This window comes from Aureispira sp. CCB-E (assembly GCF_031326345.1).
Taxonomy (GTDB): domain Bacteria; phylum Bacteroidota; class Bacteroidia; order Chitinophagales; family Saprospiraceae; genus Aureispira.
Genome location: NZ_CP133671.1, coordinates 6,712,766 through 6,733,744 on the forward strand (window position 1 = coordinate 6,712,766; position 20,979 = coordinate 6,733,744).

Sequence of the window (20,979 nt, forward strand, 5' to 3'; positions counted from 1 at the left end):
CCATTATCATACAAAAGAGGTATTTTTGCCCATTTGACTCTTTTTGCACATTATAAATATCGTTGGTTATTTATGTAAAGTAAATAACAGATTTCAATATTCCTCAACATTTTAAATTCCTACTTATCTTTTCTAACAAACTATTCAGCACTATTTTCCCAATAAAAAACTATCAATTCAAAGCTAATAGAGCCAGTTATTTACTTTGTTACCTCAAACCATCGTTAATAAAAAATGCGCTCAATCTCATAAGAAACAAGCGCATTAAATATAATTTTATTACCAATAAGTCAACTAATATACTCCCTAGAGTTTTTGAGCATCCAAAGCACGATTAATGATAAAGCTTTTCAATACTTTAGCTCCTACTCCATCGACTTTGACATGGATCAAATAAACGCCCCCAGCTACAGGAACTCCTGAATAGTTCTTCAAATCCCATTTCACGGATGTTGTGATTTGATTTTCAATATCAGGGTTTCCAAATTGCCCCAAACGAGCTTTTCCATTTCTAACGACATCTCCATAAATTTGTCCTACTTTAAACTCTCTTACCAATCGTCCATCCAATGAGTAAATACGGATGTCACATTTTGCAGGAATGTTGATGACTTTCACTACATTATCTGTCTCGATTACCTCATAATCTGAATAAGCATAGTATGGATTTGGTACTACTCGCATCAAATCTAAAGCACTGGTGGCTTTTTCTGTATCCTCTTTCGTTGGTTGCAAACCATCCAAGCTAAATTCATACAATGGATAACCCAAGTTCTCATACGTACCTCGCTCTATTTCATGAGGACGATTGACTCGTAATTTTACTGTCATATCCGTTGGTGGGATCTCGCCATATGTACCCCCCATTTCTACTCCGGGTGTTAACAATGCCATTGATGCCCATGTTATATCCATGTTTCTAACGAGATTGTTATCTGGAGTGAAGATAGGTAAGATACCATTGTATTGATCGATAATACTCTTACAAGAATCATACTTCGTTCTCGTTACATAAATGATGTGCTGACCTCCCAATACCGAACGTAAGAACTGAACATCCTCATCGATAGAGTTCGGTCCTGCAAATGCCGTTGCTGTTGGGTTAAAGATCATATCATCTCCTGTACTTACTCCTTCGGCAATATTCTCCTCCAAGATCACTCCATTGTACAATGAATTCTCTCCAAAGAAGACATTCAAACGCTCTCCTGTTTCTACATCATAAGCATAACCGGGGAACCATGACATTCCTGTACTCGTCAAGTCAATCGACATATCCTTGTTTCTTGAATAGTAAGTAGGCTTCGTTCCACTTGGAGTACTTCCCTTCCATTCCATCTGACGACGTCCTGAGGGGGCTGTTTGTCCCAAATATCCACTACCATGATAACGGTTAAAGGTCTCGGTTACAATACATCTACTCCACTTACTTTGATCGGGAGTCAATACTACATTTACATTATTCAAGGCAACCAACATCGTATCTCGTACTTTCGCTGCTATGTTCGAATTCTTGTTTCTAAATCGTGCTCCTGATGAGCCGATGTTCATCAAAGAAAAGTAGTAATCTGTTGTTCGTAATTCTCCATCACACAACATAAAGGGATACCATCCTCCTACACTAGTTGAATATTCTTTGTTTGGATCAAACAACTCATCGTCTTCTCCTGGTCCATTCTTGATCATGTTAAAGACGCCTTCATTATCCTCTACTCCTGTATACCATTTACCATAGGTCACACTATCAGAGTAAACAATCTCTGAACCTACCCAACCGGTGTTGTTCGCTATATTTTGCTCCCCTTGTCCACTTGGTCCCACTACTTGTTGTAAACTTACAGATATTCCCAAATCTGGTACATATTGTTCGTAATCCCAATCCATTGTTTGGAATGAAGACCACAATACCGTAGGATCATTCACATCTTTTAACACCCAATAAATTGAATCACCCAACACAGGGAATGTATCTTTGTTCGCTACATATACTTGAGTAGCACTATCTCGTGTCCAAGTATAATTTTCATCACAAACATACAACTGGTAAGTACCTTGAGGCACGCGCAAGGGGTCTACTACTTTTACATCTACTGGCGCTCGTCCTGATGCATAATCTATTCTTCCTACATTTTCTCCATTTACAATCGCATTTTCTATACTGCTTAGGTTCGTAATCTCCAAAAACTGCTTGGACCCTGTTCCGGAACCATCTATTCTTGTAATCCCTGGACGGTCACCATAAGCTGACTGTAGGCTAATTCCTGAATATTCTGAATCGTTGATTCTTGGTATTCCTGTGTATATTCTGAAATTTTTTCGACCTTGTAAGTAAGGTGTTGCCTGTCCTGTATTGGTAACAGGATTGAATTTTTCATACTCGTTATGAGCATAAGCAACCACACAGAAATAATAAGGCTTGTGATTGATCAAATCTTTTTCTCCCTCTGCAAATTGGTCTTCTACTACTCTAAATGTATGTTTGATACCTTGGTTCGTACCTTCTACTTGAATCGTTGGAACAGAAACATCAATTCCTAAATCCTCGTCATAAAATTTTTCCCAATTCGCAATCTTAGAAACATTATCATTTACATCTGTTTGGAAAATTAAACGTGCTTTTGTCTCGTCCTCCAACTCTGTTACAGAGATATTAGCATTTTGTACTTGGTATACTTTATATCCCTGAAAAGTATAGGTTGTATCCAATGGTGCAAAAGGCTTCAACTCACCTGGAGTTTCAGAATAACTTAATCCAAAATTATTTTGATTCTCATTATATGTTAAATTCAAGACCAGCTCTTCGTTCATTTCGATGACATCGATATATGGAGCATCGGGACCATCTATTATTTTAAAACAGTTATCAAATAAGTTCTGTGCTAATACATCTGCCTCTACCAATGGACGCAACGATGGGCATGGATAATCTGGGATACTTGGCACCCATACTACTCCTGAAATCATTTCATTGGTAGCTCCTGGTTTCAAGACAAATGGCCCTGAGGTATGTAAGAAACGCTGATCTAGCCCTGATAAACCTTCGCTACACATCGACCATGTTCCAGCACCGCTTTCATTTGGAAATGATGGGAACACATAAGGAGTCGGGGTTGCTGTTTGATTACCGGGGTCGTATCCATCCCCTCCTGCTGTAATTGGAGTTCCATTGGGCCAGTAGCCTGAAATCAGCCGATAGAAGCCTAATGTACTCGTAGGATCTCCCTTCGGATCAGAGTTGCTATTGATATGGTATTGGAAAGAAGATAATCCAATTTGTTTACCCGAAGAATCCAATGGCCCTCTAAAGTAATCTACTCCCAAAGCTGGTACTTCCGTTCCGTACCCTGGAAAAGCACCTCCCAAACAGTTACTTTCATCCAAAACATCTTGATTGTAAACATAGCCCATTCCTGTCACTGTATCGCAACCAATATAATCATCTGTTGGGCAACCTAAAGCGGGATCCGTCCACAGGGAGAAATAGGTGCTGTTTAATGCCAATTTATTTCTATTTAATAACTTGTACCGATAGAAAGACATATCGTTAATAGAATTCGTAGTTGTATACCCAAAAGCCATTGCCTGAATCTCCATTTTCATAGCTTGTCCTGACGAATGTCCATGTAAATTACCATTATCATTATACACCCACCAAGTCATTTGATCCGCATAAACTGGATTGTTATAATTTGAACTTTCACAACCTGACACTTCTATAATTGGATGATCTCCTTGATAAGGATCGTAGATACCATTACCATCATAATCTATAAACGGTGCCAATTCTTGATTGTAATCACGAATATCAAATCCATGTATTGTTAGGAAATGTGGATTCCCTTTTGCAGGCCATCCCAATAATCCTTTCGAAGGAGTATTTTGTACACCAGGGTTCAGTGGATCTAAATGGTCAGCCCTTAAAGCATCAATATCACTCCCTAATACCGTAAAATGTAAGTCCCAACGCTCACAATCTATTTTTTCAATAGTTCCCAAGTCAGGATCTAGTGGTCCTGTCCAATAGTCATTCCCTCTACTTCGATAAGTTTGAGCGGCAAGAATTAGATTTCCACCATCATCATAAGCCCCTAACCAAATCGCTCCTGCAAACAATGCCGATACCTCAGGTTCGCCAGAAGCTGGATCTATATTAGGAACAACATAATGAGATTCTACGCCATCCCACCATATATCCCCTCCTGCTCGTAATCTTGCCCGTACATTATTGATATTTAAATCGGTTTGCGCTCTAGAACCAATACAAGATGAACGAAATGTTTTGGTTGTATTTGTATTCGCAGGTAGCGGGCTATTTTCGGTGTGCCCTAACTCTTGAGCATAAGCAAAAGGAAACCATGCTAAGTAAATGATTATACTAAGCCAATTGTTAATTTTTGTCATTTTTTACTGTTTTTAGGCAGGAGGTAATAATTAGTTACAAGATTGATAAACAATTCGCCCAAACAAGGCAATCATCAAAATGAATGATTCTATATCTTTAACAATGACCACTATACACACCAATGCTTTTATTTCTTTATAGAAAGAATCGATTTGATTAATATGTATTTAGCAGTCGTCGTTTAACCAAGACATCTACATTTCCATTTATTATTAGGGATATAAATAATCGTTCAAAAAATAACAAGTACCACGCAGTAGCAGCGCAGCTAAAACAGCCTTATTTTTTGTTATTACTTTTTCTGACCTCTTACTTACTAAGTTAGGGTATTCTAAGAAAAGCACTTGCTATTTGATCAATAAATTCACACAATTTTACATTTTTATAGAAAAAATAAGGCTCAAAGAAAATTCTCTGAGCCTTAATTTTTTTACAAACGTTGAGCATCAAATGCTCGATTGATGATAAAGCTTTTTAATACTTTAGATCCTACTCCTTCCACTTTGACATGGATCAAGTAAACACCTCCAGCTACAGGAACTCCTGCATAATTTTTCAAATCCCAATTGATAGATGTTGTGATTTGTTCATCTGATTCTGGTCCATTGGTTCCCAATCCTACTCTTGCAATTCCATTTCTTGCACCTCCTGAGCCTAATGTATTTTTATACTCTTGAGCTATTTTAAACTCTTTTACAAATCGTCCATCCAATGAGTAAATACGGATGTCACATTTTGCAGGAATGTTGGTTATCTTAACTACATTATCCGTCTCTTTTACCTCGTAATCTGAATAAGCATAGTATGGATTCGGTACTACTCGCATCAAATCTAAAGCACTGGTGGCTTTTTCTGTATCCTCTTTCGTTGGTTGCAAACCATCCAAGCTAAATTCATACAATGGATAACCCAAGTTCTCATACGTACCTCGCTCTATTTCATGAGGACGATTGACTCGTAATTTTACTGTCATATCCGTTGGTGGGATCTCGCCATATGTACCCCCCATTTCTACTCCGGGTGTTAACAATGCCATTGATGCCCATGTTATATCCATGTTTCTAACGAGATTGTTATCTGGAGTGAAGATAGGTAAGATACCATTGTATTGATCGATAATACTCTTACAAGAATCATACTTCGTTCTCGTTACATAAATGATGTGCTGACCTCCCAATACCGAACGTAAGAACTGAACATCCTCATCGATAGAGTTCGGTCCTGCAAATGCCGTTGCTGTTGGGTTAAAGATCATATCATCTCCTGTACTTACTCCTTCGGCAATATTCTCCTCCAAGATCACTCCATTGTACAATGAATTCTCTCCAAAGAAGACATTCAAACGCTCTCCTGTTTCTACATCATAAGCATAACCGGGGAACCATGACATTCCGGTACTCGTCAAGTCAATCGACATATCCTTGTTTCTTGAATAATACGTCGGCTTCGTTCCACTTGGAGTACTTCCTTTCCATTCCATCTGACGACGTCCTGAGGGGGCTGTTTGTCCCAAATATCCACTACCATGATAACGGTTAAAGGTCTCGGTTACAATACACCTACTCCACTTGCTTTGATCGGGAGTCAATACTACATTTACATTATTCAAGGCTACCAACATCGTATCTCGTACTTTTGATGCTATGTTCGAATTCTTGTTTCTAAATCGTGCTCCTGATGAGCCGATGTTCATCAAAGAAAAGTAGTAATCTGTTGTTCGTAATTCTCCATCACACAACATAAAGGGATACCATCCTCCTACACTAGTTGAATATTCTTTGTTCGGATCAAACAACTCATCGTCTTCCCCTGGTCCATTCTTGATCATGTTAAAGACGCCTTCATTATCCTCTACTCCTGTATACCATTTACCATAGGTCACACTATCAGAGTAAATAATTTCTGAACCTACCCAACCTGTGTTGTTCGCTATATTTTGCTCCCCTTGTCCACTTGGTCCCACTACTTGTTGTAAACTTACAGATATTCCCAAATCTGGTACATATTGCTCGTAATCCCAATCCATTGTTTGGAATGAAGACCACAATACTGTAGGATCATTCACATCTTTTAACACCCAATAAATTGAATCACCCAACACAGGGAATGTATCTTTGTTCGCTACATATACTTGAGTAGCACTATCTCGTGTCCAAGTATAGTTTTCATCACAAACATACAACTGGTAAGTACCTTGAGGCACGCGCAAGGGATCCACTACTTTTACATCTACTGGCGCTCGTCCTGATGCATAATCTATTCTTCCTACATTTTCTCCATTTACAATCGCATTTTCTATACTGCTTAGGTTCGTAATCTCCAAAAACTGCTTGGACCCTGTTCCGGAACCATCTATTCTTGTAATCCCTGGACGGTCACCATAAGCTGACTGTAGGCTAATTCCTGAATATTCTGAATCGTTGATTCTTGGTATTCCTGTGTATATTTTAAAGTTTCTACGACCTTGTAAGTAAGGTGTTGCCTGTCCTGTATTGGTAACAGAATTGTACTTTTGATACTCGTTATGAGCATAAGCAACCACACAGAAATAATAGGGCTTGTGATTGATCAAATCTTTTTCTCCCTCTGCAAATTGGTCTTCTACTACTTTAAATGTATGTTTGATACCTTGGTTCGTACCCTCCACCATTATTCTAGGCACTTGGACTACTAAGCCTAAATCATTATCGGTAAATTCTTCCCAATTCGCGATTTTAGAAACATTATCATTTACATCCGTTTGGAAAATTAAACGTGCTTTTGTCTCATCGTCCAACTCTGTTACAGAAAGGTTCGGATCATTTACTTGGTATACTTTATATCCTTGGAAAGTATACGTTGTATCCAATGGTGCAAAAGGTCTAAGTTCTGCAGGAGACTCTTCGTAGCCCAACTTATAGTTATTTTGCTCTGCTGAGTAGTATAAATTCAAGACCAACTCTTCGTTCATTTCGATGACATCAATATGTGGAGCATCAGGACCATCTGTAATTTTAAAACAGTTGTCAAATAAGTTCTGTGCCAATACATCTGCGCTCACTAAAGATTCTAAGGCAGGACAGGGATAATCTGGGATACTTGGCACCCATACTACTCCTGAAATCATTTCATTGGTAGCTCCTGGTTTCAAGACAAATGGTCCTGAGGTATGTAAAAAAGCTTGATCTAACCCTGATAAGCTTTCGCTACACATCGACCATACTCCAGCACCGCTTTCATTTGGAAATGATGGAAACACATAACGTGTTGGCGCTGCTCCTATATTATTGGGGTTGTACCCATCCCCTCCTGCTGTAATTGGAGTTCCATTGGGCCAGTAGCCTGAAATCAAACGATAGTACCCTACAGCACTAGATGGAATTCCTTTGGGATCTGTTGTACTAATGATATGATACTGAAAAGAAGACAACCCAAGTTGATTTCCAGCAGAATCTAAAGGTCCTCTAAAATAATCTACTCCCAACGCAGGAATATCGGTACCATACCCAGCCAAACCTGCACAAGGATTATCATCATTGGCATCTGCATTATAAACATAGCCCATTCCTGTTAAAGTATCACAACCAATATAATCATCTGATCGACAACCCAAGTCAGGGTCAGTCCATAGAGAGAAGTACGTATCATTCAAAGACAGTTTGTTTCTATTTAGTAGCTTATAACGATAAAAAGTTTGGTTGTTGATTGCATCTGTTGTCCGATAGGCAAAAGCCATTGCTTGAATTTCCATTTTCATGGCTTGTCCACTTGTCTGTGTATGCAAGTTACCATTATCATTATACACCCACCAAGTCATTTGATCCGCATAAACTGGATTGTTGTAGTCAGCACTTTCACAACCTGACACTTCAATAATGGGATGGTCTCCTTGATAAGGATCATAGATACCATCACCATCATAATCCACAAATGGCGCCAATTCTTGATTGTAATCACGAATATCAAACCCATGTATTGTCAAGAAATGTGGGTTCCCTTTTGCAGGCCATCCTAATAGTCCTCTTGAAGGGGTGTTTTGTACACCTGGATTTAATGGATCTAAGTTATCCGCCCTTAAAGCAGTAATATCGTCGCCCAACACCGTAAAATGCAAATCCCAGCGCTCACAGTCTATTTTTTCGATGGTTCCCAAATCAGGGTTCAAAGGTCCTGTCCAATAGTCATTTCCACTACCTCGATAGGTTTGAGCTGCCAAAATTAAGTTGCCACCATCATCATAAGCTCCTAACCAAATTGCTCCAGAATAGAGCGATACAATTTCAGGTTCTCCTGATGTAGGATCTACATTGGGAACTACATATTGAGGTTGCGTTCCATCCCACCACATATCTCCTCCCGCTCTTAGTCGAGCACGAACATTATTAATAGCTAAATCAGTTTGGGCACGAGACTCCGTACAACTGGATCGATAAGCAGGGGTATTCGGTTCCGTTCTATTGGTATGAGGTCCTTTTTGTGCACAGAGTGTACTCAAAGTCAATATATAAACGCTGCTAAAAGCAGTCCAGAAAATATTTTTTTTCATTGTTATATTCTTATGTAATGAGAGAATAAAATAATTGAGGGGAAATTTTTTAGATACAGAACATGCGAACATAGCAGTATAAAAGCACAAAACGCTCTTTCCCTAGACTTTGGGAAGAGCGTTTTATATATTTCATAACCAGAGCTAAAGCTCTTCTTATTTAGATTCCAATTCTTACACTAACAGCATGTGAACCAGCAAATTCTTTTGTTAACTCAAAGCCATAATCAAAAGCGATTTTTCTTGAAGATCCTTTTTTGAAAGGAATTTGAACAGAAAGTCCTGCTGTAAAACCATTACTAATAGTTCCTGCATTACCTGTATCAAACATCAATCCTTCGTATCTAAAGGCAGCTCTAAGCATCAACATCTCACGGAATGCATATTCCAAACCTAGACCATACTGGTCACGAGCAAATGAGTTGGCTGTGAACATTGCATTAACAGATAAACGATTCGTTTTTCCTTGTCTTGAGTCTGTTTCTCCAGGAAACCAAAAATCATAAGATGCTCCAATGTGTAACAAAGAAGGTAATTCAAATGCTGCCACACGTTCTTCTACTGTCAATGGAGTAGAACCATTTGGCGCAACACCAACAAAAGCAAGTCCATCTCCTTGAAACTTCATTTTAGTACCAATATTGCGTAGTGCTAAACCGAATTTGATTTGCTTATTTTTACCAGTTACATATTGAACTCCTGCATCAAATGCAACTCCCATTGCAGAAGCATTTGTCAATGATTCAGATACAACACGAACTGCTAAACCTACAGATATTTTTTCATTCCCTTCCTTATCTCTAAAAATATGGCTATAACCAACACCAATATTGAAAAAAGAAGGACTAAAAGTAGTAATTCCTTGAGGTTGACTCGTTGTTGTTAGAGGAATATCACCAAAATTCATGGACATTAATGTAAGACCAACAGCACCATTCTTCCCAATTTTCTGTCCCAATCCCCCAGCAGTCATACTCAAACCAGTACCTACCATATATTGAGTGTGCGAAACAATTACCTCTGTATTGCTGTATTGACGACCAATTCCAGCTGGATTAAAGCGCATCGCTTCTACGCCTGTTACACTAGATACTACGAGACCGTTTAGTCCTGCTGATCTAGCCCAAGGATTTAATAATAGTTCATAAGCACCTGCCTCCCCTTGTCTATCAGGGTTTCCAGCAAAAGTTGCTTCTGGAGTTACTAAAATACCCAGTAAGAATATAGCGATGATAGATTTAAGTCTATTCATTGTTTTATATTTTTTTAGATTAGCTGTGAGCTGTACTTTTTACAGCTCACAGCGTATATTTTGTACCAGTTAAGATATTACAAACGTTGAGCATCAAATGCTCGATTGATGATAAAGCTTTTTAATACTTTAGATCCTACTCCTTCCACTTTGACATGAATCAAGTAAACACCTCCAGCTACAGGAACTCCCGAGTAATTTTTCAAATCCCAATTGATAGATGTTGTGATTTGGTCATCTGCATCTGGACCATTGGTTCCCAATCCTACTCTTGCAATTCCATTTCTTGCACCTCCTGATTCTAATGTATTTTTATACTCTTGAGCTACTTTAAACTCTTTTACAAATCGTCCATCCAATGAGTAAATACGGATGTCACATTTTGCAGGAATGTTGGTTATCTTAACTACATTATCCGTCTCTTTTACCTCGTAATCTGAATAAGCATAGTATGGATTTGGTACTACTCGCATCAAATCTAAAGCACTGGTGGCTTTTTCTGTATCCTCTTTCGTTGGTTGCAAACCATCCAAGCTAAATTCATACAATGGATAACCCAAGTTCTCATACGTACCTCGCTCTATTTCATGAGGACGATTGACTCGTAATTTTACTGTCATATCCGTTGGTGGAATCTCGCCATACGTACCCCCCATTTCTACTCCAGGTGTCAACAATGCCATTGATGCCCATGTTATATCCATGTTTCTAACGAGATTGTTATCTGGAGTGAAGATAGGCAAGATACCATTGTATTGATCGATAATACTCTTACAAGAATCATACTTCGTTCTCGTTACATAAATGATGTGCTGACCTCCCAATACCGAACGTAAGAACTGAACATCCTCATCAATAGAGTTCGGTCCTGCAAATGCCGTTGCTGTTGGGTTAAAGATCATATCATCTCCTGTACTTACTCCTTCGGCAATATTCTCCTCTAAGATCACTCCATTGTACAATGAATTCTCTCCAAAGAAGACATTCAAGCGCTCTCCTGTTTCTACATCATAAGCATAACCAGGGAACCATGACATCCCTGTACTCGTCAAGTCAATCGACATATCCTTGTTTCTTGAATAGTAAGTAGGCTTCGTTCCACTTGGAGTACTTCCCTTCCATTCCATCTGACGACGTCCTGAGGGTGCTGTTTGTCCCAAATATCCACTACCATGATAACGGTTAAAGGTCTCGGTTACAATACACCTACTCCACTTGCTTTGATCGGGAGTCAATACTACATTTACATTATTCAAGGCAACTAACATCGTATCTCGTACTTTCGCCGCTATGTTCGAATTCTTGTTTCTAAATCGTGCTCCTGATGAGCCGATGTTCATTAAAGAAAAGTAGTAATCTGTTGTTCGTAATTCTCCATCACACAACATAAAGGGATACCATCCTCCTACACTAGTTGAATATTCTTTGTTTGGATCAAACAACTCATCGTCTTCTCCTGGTCCATTCTTGATCATGTTAAAGACGCCTTCATCATCCTCTACTCCTGTATACCATTTACCATAGGTCACACTATCAGAGTAAACAATCTCTGAACCTACCCAACCTGTGTTGTTCGCTATATTCTGCTCCCCTTGTCCACTTGGTCCCACTACTTGTTGTAAACTTACAGATATTCCCAAATCTGGTACATATTGCTCGTAATCCCAATCCATTGTTTGGAATGAAGACCACAATACTGTAGGATCATTCACATCTTTTAACACCCAATAAATTGAATCACCCAACACAGGGAATGTATCTTTGTTCGCTACATATACTTGAGTAGCACTATCTCGTGTCCAAGTATAGTTTTCATCACAAACATACAACTGGTAGGTACCTTGAGGCACGCGCAAGGGATCCACTACTTTTACATCTACTGGCGCTCGTCCTGATGCATAATCTATTCTTCCTACATTTTCTCCATTTACAATCGCATTTTCTATACTGCTTAGGTTCGTAATCTCCAAAAACTGCTTGGACCCTGTTCCGGAACCATCTATTCTTGTAATCCCTGGACGGTCACCATAAGCTGACTGTAGGCTAATTCCTGAATATTCTGAATCGTTGATTCTTGGTATTCCTGTGTATATTTTAAAGTTTCTACGACCTTGTAAGTAAGGTGTTGCCTGTCCTGTATTGGTAACAGGATTGAATTTTTCATACTCGTTATAAGCATAAGCAACCACACAGAAATAATACTGCTTGTGATTGATCAAATCTTTTTCTCCCTCTGCAAATTGATCTTCTACTACTTTAAATGTATGTTTGATACCTTTGTTCGTACCTTCTACTTGAATCGTTGGAACAGAAACATCAATTCCTAAATCCTCATCTGCAAATTTTTCCCAATTTGCAATCTTAGAAACATTATCATTTACATCCGTTTGGAAAATTAAACGTGCTTTTGTCTCATCGTCCAACTCTGTTACAGAAAGGTTCGGATCATTTACTTGATATACTTTATATCCTTGGAAAGTATACGTTGTATCCAATGGTGCAAAAGGTCTAAGTTCTGCTGGAGACTCTTCGTAGCCCAATTTGTAGTTATTTTGCTCTGCTGAGTAGTATAAATTCAAGACCAACTCTTCGTTCATTTCGATGACATCAATATATGGAGCATCAGGACCATCTGTAATTTTAAAACAGTTATCAAATAAGTTCTGTGCTAATACATCTGCCTCTACCAATGGACGCAACGATGGACATGGATAATCTGGGATACTTGGCACCCATACTACTCCTGAAATCATTTCATTGGTAGCTCCTGGTTTCAAGACAAATGGCCCTGAGGTATGCAAGAAACGATTGTCTGCACCAACTACTCCTTCCGTACACATTGACCAAGCACCATTGCCAGTTTCATTTGGAAATGATGGGAACACATAAGGAGTCGGGGTTGCTGTTTGATTACCTGGATCATACCCGTCACCTCCTGATGTAATTGGAGTACCGTTTGGCCAGTAGCCTGAAATCAGACGATAAAAACCTAATGCTGCTGTAGGATCTCCTTTTGGATCAGAGTTGCTATTGATATGGTATTGGAAAGAAGATAATCCAATTTGTTTACCTGCAGAATCCAGCGGTCCTCTAAAGTAATCTACTGCTAACGCAGGAATATCCGTACCGTATCCTGCCGCACCACTTGTTCCACAAGGATTATCATCATTGGCATCTTCATTATAAACATACCCCATACCTGTTATAGTATCACATCCAATATAATCATCGTTTGAACAACCCAAATCTGGGTCAGACCATAAAGAGAAGTATGTATCATTCAAAGCCAATTTATTTCTATTTAATAGCTTATAACGATAAAAAGTTTGGTTGTTGATTGCATCCGTTGTTCTATAACCAAAAGCCGTTACTTGGATTTCCATTTTCATGGCCTGTCCATTGGTTTGTGTATGCAAGTTACCATTATCATTATACACCCACCAAGTCATTTGATCTGCATAAACAGGATTGTTGTAATTAGCACTTTCACAACCTGACACCTCAATAATGGGGTGGTCTCCTTGATAAGGATCATAGGTACCATCACCATCATAATCTATAAATGGCGCCAATTCTTGATTGTAATCACGGATATCAAATCCATGTATAGCCAAGAAATGTGGATTCCCCTTTGCAGGCCATCCTAATAGTCCTCTTGAAGGAGTACCTTGTACACCTGGGTTTAGAGGATCTAAGTTATCCGCTCTCAAAGCAGTAATATCATCGCCCAACACTGTAAAGTGTCTATCCCAACGCTCACAATCTATTTTTTCAATAGTTCCCAAGTCAGGGTTCAAAGGTCCTGTCCAATAGTCATTTCCATTATTTCGATAGGTTTGAGCTGCCAAAATCAAGTTTCCACCATCATCATAAGCTCCTAACCAAATTGCTCCAGAAAACAATGCTGAAACTTCAGGCACACCTGATGCCGGATCTACATTAGGAACGATGTAGCGAGCGGTTTGATTTCCATCCCACCACATATCTCCTCCCGCACGCAACATAGCACGAACGTTGTTGATTGCTAAATCAGTTTGAGCACGCGATTCCGTACATTCTGCACGAAAGGAATTTTTATTTTTATTTTGATTTTTTTGTGCAGTAGCTCCTACAAAATCTCGGGCATCTACAGAGGTAAAGGCCACAAAACAAGATAGGATGACTGACAAACATCTTAGTTTATTCATCTTCTTTTAATTTATGCTCGACAGAGTAGGAGTTCCAAACTTTCGTTCGGAACTCTTTGTCTTTATACTTTTTTTTAATTAGAAACTAAATCTCAATCCTAAGAAAATTCGTCTAGGTCTAGAGATATTGAATGGATTGTTCATACGCAAATCATACAATGTCTCATAAGAAGCTGGTTGAGAAGCTGCGAAACCTGGACCAGAACTACCTGTTGTTGTCAAGAAGCCATCATCTGTAGGTGAGCCTGTAACAGCATATACAGCTAATGGGTTTTGAGTATTCAACAAGTTTTGAATACGTAAGTACACATTTAAACGGATTGGATTTTTAGATTTTTTACCAATCACAAAATCTCTATCAAATTTCAAATCTACACGGAATGCCCAATCCATGCGAGCACCATTGATGCTACCATCTGTAATACGATCTTGGAAAGTAGTTCCAATACCTCCAGGAATTTCTTTACGAGTATATGGACGACCTGAGCTTGCGTTAAATGCCAAGTTAATTCCCGTATTTTCTAAGACGTCAAATTTACCAATTTTTGGTCCATTGTAACGATCTCCACTTTTGAAACGGTAATCAAACATTACATAGAATGTATGTCTTTGATCAAAAGAAAGAGGGAATACATACTTTAATTCATCAGCTGCAATACCTGTCGATGAAGTAGGACTAGATCCTGTTCCTTCAGAGAAAGCCAAAGTATAGTTCGCCAAAATACGCAAGTTGTTATTTTCACGCATATCGTACTCCAACTTAAAGGCTTTGGTTGTCGAGAAATCACTGTTACCAAAAGAACTATAAGTAGATGGGTATGCATTGATAAAATCTCTTACCTGAATTAAATCTCTCTCTTCTCTATACAATAAAGAAACTTTAAATTTAGAGAAGTCTGTTAATTTTTGTTGGAAACCAACTTCATAGTTAATGGTGCGTTGTGGCTTCAAGTCTGGATTACCAATAAACGAACCACCAGCAACTAATTCTCTAAAGTTATAGTATGTAAAAGGAGAAGCAAAAGCACCACTAGGTGGACGCTGTGCCAATACATCGTAGTTCGCATAAAAGTTTGCTTCCTTAGAAATTGGGAAAGAGAATGCAATACGAGGCATTACAATCAAAGTAGGTATATAATCACGGAATGCTTCTGTTGGCTTATAATTCTCACCTTGAGGATCAACAGCAGCAGTACCAAAACCTTTAAGTGCTGGTACAATTGTAGATCCCAATTCTGAAGCATTATTCACAGGAACACCACTCGCATTATACCATTGTTCTCCATTTCTATATCCAACAACAGCAGCGTCTTTGTTGTTATCATTTACATAAACTGCAAAATCATCTCCTATATTTTCAGGGTGTGAGAAATCTGCACGTCGACCAGCTGCATATATTGATTGATCGCTTGTAAATTCTGCCGCCGTTTCGTAACCAGTGATTGAATAAGGATCATTCAATACTTTTGTATTGGCATCATAACTATCAAAACGTACTCCGATATTACAAATAATATCTTTGTAGGTAAACTTATCTTGGATGTAACCAGCAACATAAATTGGCTTGTCTGGTGCAATTGGACGTGTTTTAATTTCACGACCATCTGCTAGTACTTGTTTCTCTGTAAAGAAAGAGAAAAAGTCAACATCTGTACCAGTAGGATTTCCTAAGTAATCGTATCCATAGTAGCTCATAACACGGCTACGTCCTGTAATCAACGTAGATGGCTCAAACCATTCTAATTTCATTTGGTCTGGTGTTAACTCATGTACATTCACCCAATCACGTTTTGTCAAACCTAAGTCTTCTCTTAAACGCTGACCAAACAAAGTCATATCTGGCTCTTCTCCATTTTCGTCTTTACGAATCAAGATATCATACAAGTCATATTGACGTTGTCTTACTGGGTCATAATAAACTTCCCCAGTTGGACGAGTAGGATCAGTTGCTTCTTCATCCATATGAAAGTTAACAGATTGATCTGCCAAATTCCACAAACTGAATGGATTAATATTATAAGAACGAGTAATACGCTGCTCAAATGTACCTCCTAATTGAATAGAGTGACGAATAGGATTTCCAGATCGTTGAGCCATCACTAAATCAAAATTAGCTTTAACATTTGCACGAACTTGAGAGCTGTTACTTTTTCCATAACCTGTTCCCAATTGATGAGGTGCATTGAACAAACCATATACACTGGTACGAGCTCCCGTGTTTAATCCATTGACAATTTCCATTTGCCCCATATCTGTTGGAGCACCAGGAACAAATGTACTAGGATCACTTGGGTTAAGAGGTTGTGGAATCAAATTGTTATAAGCAGCCAAGCCTGGATTAATATCCCAGTTTGGTTCGTATTTAGTAAAACTAATATTGTTAGCCAAATGCCCATCTTCTACTCTAGTAGCAATGGTATCTCCTGCAGTATTGGTAATAAAAATAGAATCAACAGGACCAATTCTAGGAACAAGATTTCTGTAGAATTTACCAACATATCCATATTCCCACAAACGATCTTTGTAACGAGGATCTTCACTAGCACTATTAGTTTGCGAGTAATCTCCTTGCAATTCATAACTAAAGTTCTGGAATACAGACTGTAAGGTCGTAGAATCACTATCTTCGCTATCTCCACCTGGTTGTGTAGAGCTTACAGTGTGACGGAAACGTCCAGACACACGCCAAGTGTTGGTATTATAAGTTGGATTGTATTGATAGTTAAACAAACGATTTCCTACACCTGCAGAATTTCCCCAGTTGAACTGAGCTTGACCTCCAGCAACAAAGTAGAAATCTTTGTTAGGTTTAAAATCAATTTTACCATTTGCTACTGCATACGATTCACGAGCATTTGGACGAACTTGTGTTACTTCCAAATCATCTTTCGTAATAAAGTCTGCCGAGTAAACACGACCACTTCCACTTGGATTAGCAACCAATGGGTTAGCTAATATTTCATTTAATTTATCTTCTTTTAATTGAAAAGAACCTAAAGCTGATGGACGGCTATCTAAAGATGTAGAATAAACACCCGCAAGACGATATCCTAAGATAGTAGACTTACGAATTTTTCCATCTTTCTTAAGTGTATCACCTAATGCATTTAGCATCGGCTTTGCCAAAATAGGACCTGAAAAGTAAACATCTGCACGATTGGCTGCAAACGCGTCCAAAAATTGAGAAGTCTCCAATTGCACACCTCCTGTCAGTTCAGAAGAAGGTCCTTTTGTGATAATATTTGTAATTGCTCCTGTTGCATCTCCAAATTCAGCAGGTACACCAGAAGTAATAATTTGAACCTGATCAATTTCAGTCTCAGGGATACCAAAATTACCAATTACACGTACCCCATCAATATAGGTATCGTTACTGGTACTACGGCTACCATTAGAGTTGATTGCTTCTCCTTCGTCCGTTTGACTTACCCCAGCAGTTGTAGCAACTATACTAGTTACATTACGTGTCGCCAAGTTTTTGATGTCCTCTGCTCCCAATGTTTGACCACCAGAAGTAGCATCTTGTTCAATCAATGGAATTCGATAAGCACGTACAACAATCTCTTGTTTTTGTCCTGTACTATCTGTGATTTCGAAATTAGTACCTTCTTCCATCTCAATATCAAATCGAACGACTTGACCTAACTTCACAACAACTCCTTCTGTTTTTACAGTAGGATACCCTACGTAAGAAACCAATACATCATACGTACCAGCATTAACATTTGAGAAGTTATAGTTTCCATCAAAGTCGGTCTGTGTTCCGGAGATTTGCACTCCCTCTTTTTCTAAAACTACATTTGCAAAAGGTAGCCCTTCGTCGTTGCCAACATCAATAACCTTCCCTTGCAAACTACCTGTTGTTTGGGCAAAAAGCGTACTGCTTCCCAAGAACAACAGAGTCAACAAAATTATGTAACGAACCATAACCATAAGAACTTTTAAAAAAGTTAAAAAATTAAACGTTGTTTATCTATTGTACAATTAAGTACGGTATTCAAAGCAATGTTAAGATAACCAATCTACAACACTACCTTATTTCTTTATTTTACATTTGAAGTAAAGTCCAATGTTCAAGTATTAAACTTTGGTAACCAGCCAAGTTTAAACGAGCTTTTGTATGCTTATCGAACGCACAAATCCTCATCTGTGCACTTCCCTTTTTAAAATGACTTATTTTTACCATAAATAATTGTGTCATTTTTTAGACAGAGACATTATTCTAACTACAAAAGCCTATTTTTTGCATTCTACACCAGTCTTTTTTTTAGTTACCCACTTGTTGGGTTAACATTTTTCACTAAAAGAACAAAATTGATAACAAAACTATAACACATTACCAAAACCACTGATTACCAACCAAGTAAACTCAAAAAAAACGTTCTTAAAATCGTTTTTATAATAACTTTACCTGTTAATTCGTTTTTTAGTGACTAACAAAAGTATCATCAAATTCCGACAATTCCAAGTCTATTGCTTCATAATTCGGTCAAGTAACAATTCTGCCAAACGTTCCTTGGACTCCACTGTCCATCCTGCTATATGAGGAGTTACTAAAATATTTTCACGAGCAAATAAATCTTGAAATAACAAATCTTCGTCTTGGGTATAAGTAGCTGGCTTTTCATTTTCAAAAACATCCAAACAAGCACCAATTACTTGACCAGAATCTAATACATTTAAGAGCGATTTTGTGTTAACGATATTCCCTCTAGATGTGTTAATTAGTACCACTGGTTTTTCAAACTTATCCCAATAATCTTGATCAACCAAGCCCTTGGTTTCTGGGGTAGAAGGCAAATGCAAACTCAACACATCTGCTTCCTTCTGTATTTGCTCCATGTCTGATTCAGTTACATGGGGCATTCCTTCGGTGTAATTAGATTTATACTTATCATATGCTAAGACCCGAACTCCAAATCCAGCTAGGCGTTTTGCAAATGCAACTCCAGTATAGCCAAATCCAACGATCCCTACTGTTTTGCCCATCAACTCCCAGCCTCTATTTTGTTCTCGTTGCCATTTTTTTTGGCGCACCTGTTGATCTGACCGACGCAAGTTAATAGCTAAGCTTAGCAGCATACCCATTGCATGCTCTGCTACAGCATCACAATTGCCATCTGGCGCACGATGAACAGCAACATTTTTGATTTTTGCATAATCTAGGTCTATAATTTCTAGTCCAGAACCTAATCTACCAATAAATTTTAACTGTGTAGCCTTGTCTAAAAAAGAGCGGTCTACTGTAATTTTGCTATTGATAATAATTCCCTGATAATGGTGTATCATAGCACGCACCTCTTCCAAAGAAATGGAAGGCATATAATCACATCGATAGCCTGCAACTGTCAATCCTTCGATTAGTAAGTTGTGAACACCATCTGTTATCAGTACCTTAGGTTCTTCATTTGTTATTTTTTCTCTCATTGTGTCTTATTTGTTTGTACCATTATTGCCCTTGTTACAATCAGTATTTAGATCAAGCTCATAGTGCGACAAATATAGAAGATTTTAAAACTTCTAAACCAGAAAGGTTAACAAATTATTACTTTACTTAGGATAACAGAATCTAATTTTCGCCCAAATGTTCAATTCAGACAAAATATTAAATAACTACTATGTGAATAGTATACTTTGGTAAGAAATATAGAAAGGCATTTGTTGTATTGATGTAGCTATTAAAATAATGTTGGGGAACATATAAAGCCCATTAATACTTAAATGTTAAGTTGGTAAGATCGATGAAATCTTGTACAGAGAGGTTTTCTGGTCTCTGCAAAAAGAACTCATCCTCAAATATAACGTTTTTTGGGAGAAATTGTTTCATTGAGTTGCGTAACATTTTTCTACGCATCCCAAAAGTTGTCTTAACCACCGCTCTCAAGCGGCTTTCATCACATCCCAAATTTTTAAAATCTTTTTTTCTTTGCAGTCGAATAACAGCAGATTGCACCTTTGGAGGCGGATTAAAATGCTCTGGTCCTACCGTAAATAAATACTCGACATCATAATAGGCTTGTATCAAAACAGACAAAACACCATAAGCTTTTGAATTAGGCTTGGCAGCAGTTCGCTCTGCAACTTCTTTTTGAAACATCCCCACCATCTCTGGAATATTTTCTTTATGACTTAACATTTTGAACAATATTTGAGACGATATATTGTAAGGAAAGTTACCAATGATAGCATAAGGTTCGTGAAAATGATCTTCCATCTTCACTTTCAGAAAGTCTTCGGCAATGATATTAGGCACTAAACTTGTGTAATGTTCTGCCAAATACATGACCATATCTCTATCTGCCTCAATTACTTTCAAATCATGTGTTGTTGCATATTCCTCCATCAAATGCTTGGTCAACATACCCTTGCCAGGTCCAATTTCTACCACACTCTTATATTGGTCCCGCAACAACAAGCTCTTAGCAATATCCATTGCTATAGATTCTTTATTTAAAAAGTGCTGTCCGTATGATTTTTTTGCCTTCATTCTATTTTTTTGGTAATGCTGTCAATTATGATCTGCTAATAAGATAACAAAAATACAATAAAAATCCTGATTATCGTGTCCCTTCTTTTAATTGTTTACAATAGATACTCAAATTTGATTGTACAC

At 38.1% G+C, this 20,979-nt stretch carries 7 protein-coding genes; all 7 read right to left on the reverse strand.

Annotation, left to right across the window (positions count from 1 at the left end; all coding sequences use genetic code 11):
• Window positions 1-306: 306 nt before the first annotated feature.
• A complete protein-coding gene (locus QP953_RS26070) occupies window positions 307-4,401 on the reverse strand; it encodes a hypothetical protein (RefSeq protein WP_309553388.1) in 4,095 nt (1,364 codons plus the stop codon).
• A gap of 431 nt (window positions 4,402-4,832) precedes the next feature.
• Window positions 4,833-8,927, reverse strand: coding sequence for a hypothetical protein (locus QP953_RS26075; protein WP_309553389.1), 4,095 nt, complete (start codon window positions 8,925-8,927; stop codon window positions 4,833-4,835).
• A 160-nt stretch (window positions 8,928-9,087) separates the two neighbouring features.
• Window positions 9,088-10,179 (reverse strand): PorV/PorQ family protein, encoded by a 1,092-nt coding sequence (locus tag QP953_RS26080; protein WP_052600366.1) that lies wholly within the window; start codon window positions 10,177-10,179, stop codon window positions 9,088-9,090.
• 77 nt (window positions 10,180-10,256) lie between these two features.
• The gene (locus tag QP953_RS26085) at window positions 10,257-14,366 is read right to left on the reverse strand and encodes a hypothetical protein (RefSeq protein ID WP_309553390.1); all 4,110 of its coding nucleotides are present in this window, start codon (window positions 14,364-14,366) and stop codon (window positions 10,257-10,259) included.
• A 78-nt stretch (window positions 14,367-14,444) separates the two neighbouring features.
• Window positions 14,445-18,293, reverse strand: a complete 3,849-nt coding sequence (locus tag QP953_RS26090; RefSeq protein ID WP_309553391.1) for a carboxypeptidase regulatory-like domain-containing protein — start codon at window positions 18,291-18,293, stop codon at window positions 14,445-14,447.
• Window positions 18,294-18,836: 543 nt separating this feature from the next.
• Window positions 18,837-19,793, reverse strand: coding sequence for an NAD(P)-dependent oxidoreductase (locus tag QP953_RS26095; RefSeq protein ID WP_052596693.1), 957 nt, complete (start codon window positions 19,791-19,793; stop codon window positions 18,837-18,839).
• A gap of 283 nt (window positions 19,794-20,076) precedes the next feature.
• Window positions 20,077-20,853 carry a 16S rRNA (adenine(1518)-N(6)/adenine(1519)-N(6))-dimethyltransferase RsmA gene (rsmA, locus tag QP953_RS26100; protein ID WP_052596694.1) on the reverse strand — a complete coding sequence of 259 codons (777 nt, stop codon included), beginning with the start codon at window positions 20,851-20,853 and terminating at the stop codon, window positions 20,077-20,079.
• Between the last annotated feature and the right edge of the window lie 126 nt (window positions 20,854-20,979).

Bases quoted from the DNA above. Each gene is read 5' to 3' on its own strand.
- QP953_RS26070 (WP_309553388.1), bottom strand. From the start codon at position 4,401: ATGACAAAAATTAACAATTGGCTTAGTATAATCATTTACTTAGCATGG.
- QP953_RS26075 (WP_309553389.1), bottom strand. From the start codon at position 8,927: ATGAAAAAAAATATTTTCTGGACTGCTTTTAGCAGCGTTTATATATTG.
- QP953_RS26080 (WP_052600366.1), bottom strand. From the start codon at position 10,179: ATGAATAGACTTAAATCTATCATCGCTATATTCTTACTGGGTATTTTA.
- QP953_RS26085 (WP_309553390.1), bottom strand. From the start codon at position 14,366: ATGAATAAACTAAGATGTTTGTCAGTCATCCTATCTTGTTTTGTGGCC.
- QP953_RS26090 (WP_309553391.1), bottom strand. From the start codon at position 18,293: ATGGTTCGTTACATAATTTTGTTGACTCTGTTGTTCTTGGGAAGCAGT.
- QP953_RS26095 (WP_052596693.1), bottom strand. From the start codon at position 19,793: ATGAGAGAAAAAATAACAAATGAAGAACCTAAGGTACTGATAACAGAT.
- rsmA (WP_052596694.1), bottom strand. From the start codon at position 20,853: ATGAAGGCAAAAAAATCATACGGACAGCACTTTTTAAATAAAGAATCT.